The following is a 12,014-nucleotide window of genomic DNA, read 5'->3' on the forward strand; positions in this document are numbered from 1 at the left end:
CTCAGCATAAAAACGAGCATTTTTTAAACTTCCATTTCTTCACACTTCATTTTAAAATAGCTAATTTCCCAAGGATAGTCGAACATTCGGCACCTAATTATTATCACAAATAAAATAAAGGAATAAGCAATGGTAGACTATCATTATTTCAAGAGTAAATTGAATCACTTTTATGGGCGCTATGTAGGATATAATCAACGTCCGGTTTTTTTTGATATTGATCAAACTTTCCCAGAATTAAATCACATAACACGCCATTTTCCCGATATCAAAAAGGAATTCGAAAATGTACAAGCGAATGTGAAAGAATTTCCACGCTACCACGACATAGATCCCGGAGAGTCTGCCATATCAAACACCACAGAAAAAAACTGGAATGTTTTCATGCTGTATCTTCTTGGTTATCAACTCAAGGAAGCCCGTTTATTATGCCCGACACTTTGTAATTTATTGGAAGGAATACCCCATCTTATACAAGCTTTTTTCTCGATTTTAGAACCTGGAAAATCAATTCCCCTACATGAAGGCCCTTATATTGGCTATCTAAGATATCATTTGGGAATTCATGTTCCCAAAAACAATCCACCACAAATTTTAGTGAATAACCAGCCTTATACCTGGAAAGAAGGAGAAGCAGTACTTTTTGATGATTCCTGGCCACATGAAGTAAGAAATACAAGTGATGATTATCGTGCCGTATTAATCATTGATGTCTTGCGCCCTATGCCTTTCTTGCCGCAACTGGTCAATCAATTTGTAACCCACGTCATTGCTCGATATTTTTATGGACGCAAAGTAATGAAACGCGCGATGCAGTATGGTGGAGAAGTAAAGCCTTTGGCACTTTAAAATAGAAAACGATTATCTATCAAATATCGGTTGGGAAGAAAACCCCTATGGCATAAACTCATGCCATAAGCTTTAGTGCCTCTTCAATCTCCTTTTTTAATTGGATAACGACTGTCTTTACTGCTTTTTCAACTGATTTGGACAGCGTCGCATTAAAAGCGATGCTATCAATTTCAATCCCGTATAAAATAACATGCTCTGGAAGATCATTAAGACTTTGACCTATTTGAAGCGCTTCTGCCACACCCATTTCATGGGTCGATAACCTGTTTTGAAATGCAAAAATCTCGTTATTTTTTAAGCGATGAATTGTACCTGGGGCACATCCTGATTTTACAGCATCAATTAAAAACACGACTTTCGCAGGATTCATCAATTCAAGCAAACGAAGACCCGGTCGATCGTGACATTCTATGCTCAGCGTTTTACTTGCATAGTGCTCTTTTGACAGTTCTGTCTTAAGGCGATCGGCAACCAGCCATCCCACTTGATCGTCACCAAAAGGTGAGCCTATGCCTAAGACTTTTATAAGATTCATATTCTATCGATTTTTAAATTCAGGAAATGTGTAGAACATGAAATACACGGATCATAATTGCGAATTATCATTTCACTAAAATATCTTATCGCGTCTTCCTCCTGATTAAGGCCAAATTGTATTAAAGAATGCTTTAAATCTTCCTCAATGCGCGCTTGATTCTGGCTAGTGGGCGGAACAATACGGGCTTGTAAAACCTGGCCGTTTTCACCAAAACGATAATGTTGCCACAACAGGCCTCTGGGAGCCTCAGTACAACCTACTCCTTCACCTGCCTGAGGTTTGATTTCAGGATGAGATTGCTCTGGCAAGTCATATTGTTCGAGAATACGGATAGCTTCCAAAACACAGTAGTACATTTCCACTGCTCGAGCGATGATGCTATGGCACATATTCCGCGAAGGGAATTGAATATTCAAGCTTTGTAAAAGAAGATGAATGGGTACTGGCAAATGCCCAAAACAATTATTAATACGGGCCAGAGGGCCCACTAAATAAGGTTTATTTTGCAATAAACAGTGCAATGCATTGGAGTAATCCACATGATGCTCTTTGAAATAGCTATCAAATTCTTCTTTGCTTATGTTTAATCCACGATCTGAAACAATCCTTCCTTCATTCATAGGATATTCAGTAGGATGATAAAGCGAAACACTAGTAAAATCATGAGAATTATCGGGTAAAGATAAGCCGGCAAGCCAGTGAATTAGCACTTCACAATCCGAAACCCGATCTTTTGCCTTGTCTAATATTAATTTGATTTGCGAATGAGAGGGCGCTTTATAAAAACCGCCAACGCAAGCTCCCACTGGATGAACGGAGCGCCCCCCTAACAATTTAATCAAATCATTACCAAAAGCCTGAATCCGCAACCCGCATTTCACTTCCTCTGGATATTTCCTTGCCATTTCAGGTGCTGATTGAAATCCTAAAAAATCAGGTAAAGCTAAAAAATAGACGTGCAAGCTATGACTTTCCAGCCACTCGCCACAATAAAACAGGCGACGCATATCGCGAACCCAAGGAGTGGAACTTAGGTTAAAACATTGTTCTATAGCCTGGGTAGCACTCATTTGATAAGCAACAGGGCATATACCACAAATACGGGCTACAAAATCCAACACTTCATTGTAACTTCGACCTTCCAGAAATTTCTCAAATAATCTTGGGGGTTCATATATTTTTAATTTTAATGTTTCAATTTTGCTATCCCGGATGCAAAGCTCAAGGGCCCCCTCGCCTTCAACCCGCGCCAAAATTGGAACATTAATTGAAATGTCTTTACCCATTGCTGATTTTAATTCCCTTAAAGTAATTTCCGGCTTGATTAAATGCAGGTGCCTGATTATTAATATGTAAAAACTGCCTGGCAATCGCTTCTTTGGTTAATCCCATAGATAAAAACCACTCTCCCAAAGAATTGGGATTGGCGTTTTCTTTTGGTCCATAACAGGCATAACATGCTCTACTGAAAGTGGGGCAAAGCGACCCACAACCCGTTTGAGTTACTGGTCCCATGCAAGGTTGTTTTTTAGTAACCAATACACACACATTCCCTTTTCGTTTGCATTCCATGCATTCAGAATCTCTTTTTATTCTGGGAGTCGCGTTAGATAATAAAAACCGAATTGCATCCAATACTTGCCCACTATTTACCGGACACCCCCATAACTCCCAATCCACTTTAACGTGATGCGCAATAGACGTTGAGGTAGTTAAAGTCTTAATATAATCTGGTGAAGCATAAACGCTGGCTATCCATTCCCTGGAATCTGCAAAATTACGCAAGGCTTGTATACCGCCCGCCGTAGCACAAGCACCTATGGTAATAAGGTATTGACTGTTTTCACGAATTTTACGTATTCGATACTCTTCATCAGGAGTTGAAATACTGCCTTCCACAAAAGCAATATCCACTTTCACATCCACATCCACCATACCTGCCTCTGCAAAATGCACGATTTCAACCAAGTCAGATAAGGTCAACAACGATTCACCCGCATTTAAAAATGCCAATTGACATCCATCACATGAAGTAAATTTATGTACAGCGATACGCGGTTTCATAGTTTCCCTCAGGCATTTTAAAATCCAGATTCTTTGAATAACTCTTTAATTTGAGAATAAGCAAAGACAGGACCATCTTTACATACAAATAAACCACCGTATTGACAATGACCGCAATGACCAATTCCGCACTCCATGTTTCTCTCCATACTGAGATAGATGTCGTTTTCAAGAATCCCTTTTTGGGTAAACACTTTAACGGCTGTATTCATCATCATTTCAGGCCCACACATCATCACCACCGAGTTATCCGGCTGGATAATGATGTTATCAATCAGATCAGTCACATAACCAACACCCCAAGGCCATTTGGGACCAGCTTGATCTGCTGCTATATAAACTTCAGTATGAGCTGATTTTTGCCATTTAGCATACTGTTTTCTAAAAATAAAATCGTCACTGTGTTTTACTCCCTGCAAAATACTGAGCTTACCGTAATGACGTCGTCTTCCTAAAATATAATTGATAATGGAAACTGATGGCGCACAACCCAATCCTCCAGTTAGAACAATAATGTCTTTACCTTTCGTTTTTTGCAGCGGCCAGCCCACTCCAAAAGGACCTCGTATTCCAAGACGATCACCAACCTGTAGTTTTTGCATGGCTTTGGTTACCCGCCCCACAGCCCGGATGGTGTGACTCAGGAAAGTTTTCTTTTTGGGATCCGAAACAATAGAAATGGCCACTTCACCTACCCCATAAAGGTACAGCATATTGAATTGACCAGGATAAAATTGAAATTGCTTATGGTGTGCTTCATCAGTAAAACGCAAATGCAGGGTAAAAATTGAAGAGGACTCTTGGGTACGTTGAACAATTTCAACTTCTTTTGGCAAGTAAGGATCATAGTCTGATTTATTCACTTTCTATTTTCCTTACATTAGACTCGGCCGAAATCGCAGCCAACTCTTCAGTTATATCAATTCCCACAGGACACCAAGTCACACAACGTCCACATCCAACACAACCGCTGGTATCAAATTGATCAAACCAGCTTCCAACCTTATGAGTTAGCCATTGTCTATATTGTTTTTTTGTATCATCACGAATAATTTTCCCATTGAGGTAAGTATGGCCTGTTGTAAAACAAGAGTCCCATTCTCTATGATGTTCGCTGGCACAACCATCCAAGCCTGGTTTTTCAATTTCACTATGACAAAAACAGGTTGGGCATACCAAAGTACAATTACCACAGGATAAACATCGTTCGGCGACATCATCCCAGCGAGAATGATTTAAATTCGAAAACAGCAAATCTCGTAAATCCCTTTTATTGTCCAATGGGATCCTCTTGGTTTGCAAGGCAGCGGCTTGTTTCACATTATTTTGGGCATCAGTACATTGAGCACTTTGTGCATCGCATAAATGAAGTTGATTAATAATCCTTTTACCTTTATCACTACCTGCTTCCACGACAAACCCATCTTCAATTTCCGTCATAAGAATATCAAACGAATTGTTCACCTCAGGACCGGTTCCGGCAGAAACACAAAAACAATTTGCAGAAGAATAGGTACAATTCACGGCAACAACAAATAATTGCTCGCGCCTTCTTTTGTAACGAGGATCCGGGTTATTGCTTTCTATAAAAACTTTATCTTGAATGCTCATCGCCGCTAAATCACAAGCGCGAGAACCGATAATGGCAACAGGTGTTTCATCTGGCTGATGTGGTTTAAAGCACAATTTTCCTTGTTCATCACGCTCAACCCTCCAAACCGTTTCCTGTGGCTTGAACAATAGAGGCTTTATTCCCTGAGGGCCATTGGCAAAGGCAAAAGCTTTGCGTTCAGGAATTTGTTCCAATCGATAGCCACCTGGCTCTTGATGATCACGCATACCCCATGGTAGTTGCTCAGCCCCGCTCAGGACATCATAAACAATCGCACCATCACGCACCTGAGGCCCCACACAGGAATATCCCGCATTTTGCAAAGAATCAATTAAATGTTGCAATTTATCATGAGGCAAAAAACTGGCCGTCTTGTCATTCATCCTCGTCATCCTTTCTTGTCGTCCGTTATTACTGATTAACAGATTCTGGGTAATTGCTCTCCAGCCAGCCAATCCACAATTCGCAACCCACCCAATTTTGTTTTCAGCTGAACAAAACAGCGATGGTCTTCAATCACTTCACCAATAATTTCAGCATACAAACCCTGAGGATGTGCTTTCATTGCAGTTAATAACCTCTCTGCCTTTTCAGAAGGACAAATCGCAATTAATTTTCCTTCATTAGCAACATAAAGAGGATCAAGACCTAATAATTCGCACGCACTGGCAACCTCAGTACGAATTGGAATTTTACTTTCATCAATGACAAACCCGACTTTGGATTGTAAGGCTAATTCATTCAGTGTCGTTGCGAGCCCGCCACGAGTAGGATCACGTAAGCAATGAAGCTCTGGGACAGCTTTCACCATCTCACCTACAAGATCATGCAAAGGGGCGGTATCAGACTGCACTCTGGTCTGAAATTCCAGATTATTGCGATGTGCCATAATAGCTACCCCATGGTCCCCTATATAACCACTAACAATGATTTTGTCACCCGGTTTTGCGCCATCACCTGAAATATGAATTCCCTCAGGGACAATACCTACTCCGGTTGTCGTAATAAAAATGCCATCGCCTTTTCCTCGCTCCACAACTTTTGTATCGCCAGCAATGATAGCAACAGCTGCTTGCCTGGCTGCATCGGCCATCGAATAAACGATTTTTCGCAAATCGTTAAGAGGAAACCCTTCCTCAAGAATAAAGCTGGCTGTCAAATACAAAGGTTTTGCCCCTGACATAGCCACATCATTAACCGTTCCATGCACTGACAAAGAACCAATGTCCCCGCCAGGAAAAAAAAGTGGGGAAATAACATGAGCATCGGTTGCCATGACCATACGTCCTGAAGGAACAATAAAGCAAGCCTGATCATTTTTCTGTGCCAACCACTCGTTATCAAACGCTGTTAAAAATAATTGTTCGATTAACTGAGCCATAGCACGGCCACCACTGCCATGGGTCAAATTTATAGTGCCTTCTTTAAAATTCAGTTTTGGCCCCGTTAATTTTTTAGTTATCAGGATTTCACTCATAAAGCATTCACCCGCCCATAAGCATAAACAGCAGCGCAAGCTCCTTCTGATGAAACCATACAGGATCCTAAAGGATTTTCTGGCAAGCAAGCCTTGGCAAACAATTTACAATCAGTTGGCTTCTTTACTCCTCTTAATACCTCACCACAAAGACACTGCTTATGCTCTTCCGCTGCACTATCAGGTAATTCAAAACGCTGCTCGGCATCAAATTCAGAAAAAGACTCTTTGATTTTTAACGCGCTGGCTGGAATAAAACCCAAACCACGCCATTCAAAACGATCGCGTATTTCCAGGATTTCAGCCATGATGTGTTGCGACAAAAGATTACCCGTACGATTTACCGCACGAGTGTATTGAATTTCCACTTCACACCGCCCCTCATTCAATTGTTGAATTAACATGAGAATAGAATGCAACACATCCAAGGGTTCAAACCCTGATATCACTATCGGCTTTTGGTATTTTTTACAAACTTGCTCATAAGGATAGCTTCCTATCACGATACTGACATGAGCTGGGCCAACAAACCCATCCAGGGCTACTTCATTGGTCTGTAACAAACTTTCCATAGCAATGGGGGTTAATACATGATTGCAAAATACACTGAAATTGGTGATGTTTAATTTTTTCGCTTGTTTGATGACAAAAGCAGTAGGAGGGGTTGTTGTTTCAAAGCCTATAGCAAAAAATACAATGTCTTTATCAGGGTTTTCCTGAGCGATTTTTAATGCATCATTCGCAGAATATATCATCCTGACATCAGCACCACCTGCTTTGGCAGTTAACAAACTTTTTTGTCCAGTACCCGGAACTCGCAGCATATCAGCATAGCTGCACAGTATCACTTGAGGCATTGAGGCCAGCGTAATAGCCTTATCAATTCTCGCAATAGGCAAAACGCAAACAGGGCAACCGGGGCCATGAATCATTTCAACATTATTTGGAAGCAAACTTGGAATCCCATAACGATGAATTGCATGCGTGTGGCCACCGCAAAACTCCATAAATTGATAATGTCTTTGCGGATCTGCTGTCGCAATAATTTCATTGACAATGGCTTGTGCGTAAGCACCGTTACGAAATTCTTCTATGTATTTCACTTCAAACCATCCTTTAGCATCTGGTCAAACAAACTCAATGTTTTGTTCGCCTCGCTTTCGTCCAGTTTAGTTAAGGCAAATCCTGCATGTATGATAACGTATTCCCCTTTAGAAACCTGATCCAAAAGAACGGTGGAAATTTCCTTGGTGATCCCCCCCAAATTAACAACCGCCTTGTTATCTTCCAAAATCTGATCAATCTGCGCCGGCAACGCTAAGCACATAAACCACCCTTATTCTTTTATTCCAACAATCCATGCTTGACCTAGCGCAATCCCTCCATCATTGGGGGGAAGCAATTGGGGTAATAGGGGGTTAATCCCTGATTTAATTAATGAATGGACTAAACCCTCCGCAAGAACCTGGTTCAAAAAACAACCGCCACTCAATAGTAGCATGCGCATCCCTTTTTCTCGACAAATTCCTGTAATCCACTCGCTAAGACCTGCTATTAAAGTACCATGGAACAGGTTGGCTCCCAATTGCTGCTCTTTCGTATTTGCTAAAAACCGCAAAGCAGGTCGCATATCAAACACATTATCGTTTATCACCCAGCCTTTATTTAAGATTTGTGGATGAGTCACCATGCTTTCCAAGCGCATGGCTGCATGACCTTCAAAACGGGAAAGAGATTCAACGCCTAAAAGAGCACTGACCGCATCAAACAGTCGCCCACAACTGGTGGTCAGCGGACAATGAATTTTTTTTTCTAATAATTGAAGTAAATAAGGAGCTTGCGTTTGCTCTTTGAATCGTTGTGGAATTTCATCACCTCTCCCTAAAGTATACAAAATGCCTGCAGCCATACGCCAGGGTTCTCTTGCAGCAAGTTCTCCTCCGGGTTGAAGAATAGGAAAAAAGTGCCCTATACGCTTAAATGTTGCCTTCTCTAATAATAATAATTCGCCTCCCCAAGATTCACTATTAGAACCAAACCCATAGCCATCCAGAACCAATCCTAATACAGGTTCCTGAATTCCATATTCCGCTGCAACGGAAGCCAAATGGGCATGATGGTGCTGCACCCCATAAAAAGGTAAACCATACTCCTGTGCCAGTCTACTGGTATAAAAATCAGGATGCCAATCACAGGCAATTTTTTCAGGTTTCACCGCAAGAAATTTTAATAAATGATGCAATGACTCATGAAAATACTCAATCGTCGCTTTATTATTTAAACTGCCAATATGTTGTGAAACAAACGCTTCATTGCCACGAGTAATGCAGAAGGTATTTTTAAGATGCCCTCCTAAGGCCAACGTAGGAGGGATTTCATAAGGTAATTTTAGAGGAATAGGCACATACCCACGTGCCCGGCGAATTAATCGAGGAGCTTCATTAACCATATGAACTACGGAATCATCCGCTCGGGTAATAATTTCCCGATCATGGGAAACAATTTTATCTGCTATCGCAAGTAAACCTTGCTCAGCTTTTTTATCATCAATAATGAGTGGTTCACCGCCAATATTCGCACTGGTCACGACCAATACCATGGGATGGTACTCATCCAGCCATTGGCAATAATCCGGGTTGCCAAGGAATGAATTAAAGAGCAAATAATGTAATGGAGTAGAAGGAAGCATGATACCCAAATGATTTAATCCAGGGGCAATCCCATCAGGTAAGAATGCTCCTTTTTTTCTTAACAATACAATCGGTCTTTCCCTGCTTTCCAATACCAATCTGGCCTGGGAGCTTACCTCGGCGATTCTTTCTGCACTTTTTACATTGGCTACCATCAAAGCGAATGGTTTGGTCTCACGGTTTTTTCTTAGCCGCAATTTTGAAATAGTCTCTTCATTCCGAGCATCACAAATGAATTGATACCCACCCAATCCTTTTAAGGCAATGATTTCTCCTTCACCAATTCTTTGAGTGATCTCATCGACCGACACCGAAAGTTGCGGGCCACAATGACCACAGGCAGTAGGTTGCGCATGATAGCGACGATTATCAGGATTTAAATAATCGGATTGACACCATTGACACAGACGAAACTGGCTCATTGAGGTTTGACAACGATCATAGGGCAGATTTCTGGTAATTGTGAACCTTGGGCCACAGTGAGTACAATTTAAGAAAGGATAGCGATAGTATCTGCTTTGAGGGTCAAATAATTCGCTGAGGCATTCAGAACAAATGCAAACATCCGGAGTGATGGCAGTATTTGCTTTACCCTGCTGGCTATCAAGAATTTCAAAAGCTGTTTCGTTGGAAATAACTGGAAGTGAAATGAACTCCACGTTATGAATTGTTGCAAGAGGCGGTAATTGATCTCTTAATTTCGGGATAAATTGAGATAAATATTGGCCTTGAATTTCTATCAAAACACCTGATGCGTTATTTTGTACAAAACCAGTCAATTCCATTTGTTTGGCAAGCTTATAAACGCACGGCCTAAAACCAACTCCTTGCACTAGTCCTTGAATGCTAATTTGTACCCGTTCCAATGCCATTGACTACCACTTTTTCTATGAAGAAGATTGGACGTTCGACTTGAAAGAATTTAACAACCAATCGTACCAATCCTTCAATCCGACACCATTTACTGCTGACAGGGTAATAATGCCTATGGACGGATTAGTGCGGCGAACATATTCTTTACACAAATCCAAATCAAAATTCACATAGGGTAATAGATCTGCTTTGGTTATCAAGAGCAAATCTGCGGAATGAAACATATCAGGGTACTTGAGTGGTTTATTCTCGCCTTCCGTAACAGAAAGAATCACTATTCTGAATTGCTCGCCCAAATGAAATGAAGCCGGGCAAACGAGATTACCCACATTTTCGATAAATAAAAGAGATTGTTTTTTTAGGAAAAGATCTTGTATGGCATGACTGACCATATGGGCATCCAAATGACATACTTTTCCAGTATTAATTTGCCAGGCATCCCCTCCACTGGATTTTAGCATTTGAGCGTCACAATTCGTTTCTTGATCACCTACTATGACTGTAATATCAATTTCTTTGCCAAGATCAGAAATGGTTTTGGACAGTAATGTTGTCTTCCCGGATCCCGGGCTTGACATCAAATTCAAGGCCAAAATTTTATGCTTAAGAAAGTAATCCCGGTTATGAGCAGCAAATTCATTGTTTTGCGCTAAAATATTCTGCTCGATATCAACTGAATGTTCATGGGGCACAGAATAAGCATGGTGAGTACCATGATGCTCATTATCCATCATTTGATCTTCTTCTACTGAACATCCACATATTCCGCACATTATTCTATCACCATTGATTTCACTTTTAATTCTTCACCTTTGGTCAGTGTTAAGGAATGATTGCCGCAAATCAGGCACTCATCATAATACTGTTTCATCGGTACAGTTTGTTGACAAGAATTGCATATTGCTTCACCGGGGATTTCTACAATCGATAATTCTGCATTTTGTGCAATCGTGCCTTGAGTTATCACTTTAAAGCTAAAATTCAAAGCGTGCTTATCCACTGCTACTAACTGCCCTATTTCCAGTACTACTTTCTTTACCTTTCGACATTTCTTACCAGCAGCTTCTTGCTTGATAATTTCAACGATACTCTTACACAACCATAATTCGTGCATCTTTAGCCTATTTAAAGCAATTCGCAGCAATTGATTATAGCAATACCTATACTAAAAAAGGCAATGCCAAACCCTATTAATCTTGAGAAAAATAACGATACTCCATCGGCACGCCGAATCAAACTTGCTACAAAAACTCCATTTAATCCATCTGACATCATCATACCCATCATAAAAATAAAACCTAATAACCCAGAGAATAGAAAACCTGATAAAGCACTGGCAGAAAGTGAAAACAATACAATTTGACTAATCGTATCAAAAGATAAGGCAAACAACGCACCGATAAAAAGAATCAAAAGAGGATGTATATTGTGATGGACAAACTTTTGAGATAAATAGTTTCTAAAGTTGGTTGGGATAGTGGCAGGAGAGGAATAATTCACTGTATTCCATAACGTTAAAAAACCAAATAAAAACAAACACGTAATCGAGACAATATTCCCCACTCCATTTAACCATTCAGGAGTACTCGATGAAATAATTCCCCCACCGATTATTAAACTCACAATAATCACAACCAAACCATGGCCTAATGAAAACAAAAATCCAACCATACGCGACAAAGAAGGCTTATTACGAACGGAGCGAGTTATCGCATCAATGGTTGCCAAATGATCCAAGTCAAAACCATGACGTATTCCAAGCAAAAGGGCAGCTGAAATCAAAAACCAATCTGAATCTTTCATTAGTACGGAGCCATTATTATTGTTAAAGACTGGGAATAATATACCAATACTTTCAATGTTTTTATAACCCTCAATGGACTCAACTTCCAAGAATAGGTTAACATA

13 protein-coding genes are annotated in these 12,014 nt (G+C 40.5%); 1 reads left to right on the forward strand and 12 read right to left on the reverse strand.

Annotated features, from left to right (window positions below):
* Nucleotides 1-129 precede the first annotated feature (129 nt).
* Nucleotides 130-849, forward strand: coding sequence for an aspartyl/asparaginyl beta-hydroxylase domain-containing protein (locus EL201_RS12525; protein WP_027222570.1), 720 nt, complete (start codon nucleotides 130-132; stop codon nucleotides 847-849).
* A 58-nt stretch (nucleotides 850-907) separates the two neighbouring features.
* On the opposite strand, the gene EL201_RS12530 is transcribed toward EL201_RS12525, so the two are convergent.
* Genes EL201_RS12530 through EL201_RS12585 form a run of 12 tightly spaced genes read right to left on the reverse strand, consistent with a single transcriptional unit; the run spans nucleotide 908 to nucleotide 11,909 of the window.
* Nucleotides 908-1,387, reverse strand: a complete 480-nt coding sequence (locus tag EL201_RS12530) for a hydrogenase maturation protease (RefSeq protein WP_027222571.1) — start codon at nucleotides 1,385-1,387, stop codon at nucleotides 908-910.
* Entirely contained in the window at nucleotides 1,384-2,676 is a 1,293-nt protein-coding gene (locus EL201_RS12535) for a Ni/Fe hydrogenase subunit alpha (protein ID WP_027222572.1), read from the reverse strand. The genes EL201_RS12530 and EL201_RS12535 overlap by 4 nt, the downstream gene beginning before the upstream one ends.
* Entirely contained in the window at nucleotides 2,669-3,454 is a 786-nt protein-coding gene (locus tag EL201_RS12540) for an NADH-quinone oxidoreductase subunit B family protein (protein ID WP_027222573.1), read from the reverse strand. The genes EL201_RS12535 and EL201_RS12540 overlap by 8 nt, the downstream gene beginning before the upstream one ends.
* A gap of 17 nt (nucleotides 3,455-3,471) precedes the next feature.
* Nucleotides 3,472-4,317 carry an FAD/NAD(P)-binding protein gene (locus EL201_RS12545; RefSeq protein WP_027222574.1) on the reverse strand — a complete coding sequence of 282 codons (846 nt, stop codon included), beginning with the start codon at nucleotides 4,315-4,317 and terminating at the stop codon, nucleotides 3,472-3,474.
* Nucleotides 4,310-5,449, reverse strand: coding sequence for a 4Fe-4S dicluster domain-containing protein (locus tag EL201_RS12550; protein ID WP_027222575.1), 1,140 nt, complete (start codon nucleotides 5,447-5,449; stop codon nucleotides 4,310-4,312). Before EL201_RS12550 ends, EL201_RS12545 begins: the two co-directional genes overlap by 8 nt.
* Before the next feature lie 35 nt (nucleotides 5,450-5,484).
* Entirely contained in the window at nucleotides 5,485-6,543 is a 1,059-nt protein-coding gene (gene hypE, locus EL201_RS12555; RefSeq protein ID WP_027222576.1) for a hydrogenase expression/formation protein HypE, read from the reverse strand.
* Nucleotides 6,540-7,646: a hydrogenase formation protein HypD gene (gene hypD, locus EL201_RS12560; RefSeq protein ID WP_027222577.1), complete on the reverse strand. Its 1,107-nt coding sequence runs from the start codon at nucleotides 7,644-7,646 to the stop codon at nucleotides 6,540-6,542. The genes hypE and hypD overlap by 4 nt, the downstream gene beginning before the upstream one ends.
* A complete protein-coding gene (locus tag EL201_RS12565; protein WP_027222578.1) occupies nucleotides 7,643-7,870 on the reverse strand; it encodes a HypC/HybG/HupF family hydrogenase formation chaperone in 228 nt (75 codons plus the stop codon). The genes hypD and EL201_RS12565 overlap by 4 nt, the downstream gene beginning before the upstream one ends.
* Nucleotides 7,871-7,879: 9 nt before the next feature.
* A complete protein-coding gene (gene hypF, locus EL201_RS12570; protein ID WP_027222579.1) occupies nucleotides 7,880-10,105 on the reverse strand; it encodes a carbamoyltransferase HypF in 2,226 nt (741 codons plus the stop codon).
* 15 nt (nucleotides 10,106-10,120) lie between these two features.
* Complete coding sequence (hypB, locus tag EL201_RS12575) at nucleotides 10,121-10,879, reverse strand: hydrogenase nickel incorporation protein HypB (protein WP_080273124.1); 759 nt, start codon at nucleotides 10,877-10,879, stop codon at nucleotides 10,121-10,123.
* A complete protein-coding gene (gene hypA, locus EL201_RS12580) occupies nucleotides 10,879-11,220 on the reverse strand; it encodes a hydrogenase maturation nickel metallochaperone HypA (protein ID WP_027222580.1) in 342 nt (113 codons plus the stop codon). Before hypA ends, hypB begins: the two co-directional genes overlap by 1 nt.
* Nucleotides 11,221-11,231: 11 nt before the next feature.
* The gene (locus EL201_RS12585; protein WP_027222581.1) at nucleotides 11,232-11,909 is read right to left on the reverse strand and encodes a HoxN/HupN/NixA family nickel/cobalt transporter; all 678 of its coding nucleotides are present in this window, start codon (nucleotides 11,907-11,909) and stop codon (nucleotides 11,232-11,234) included.
* Between the last annotated feature and the right edge of the window lie 105 nt (nucleotides 11,910-12,014).

Source organism: Legionella pneumophila subsp. pascullei, from assembly GCF_900637585.1.
Lineage (GTDB): Bacteria > Pseudomonadota > Gammaproteobacteria > Legionellales > Legionellaceae > Legionella > Legionella pascullei.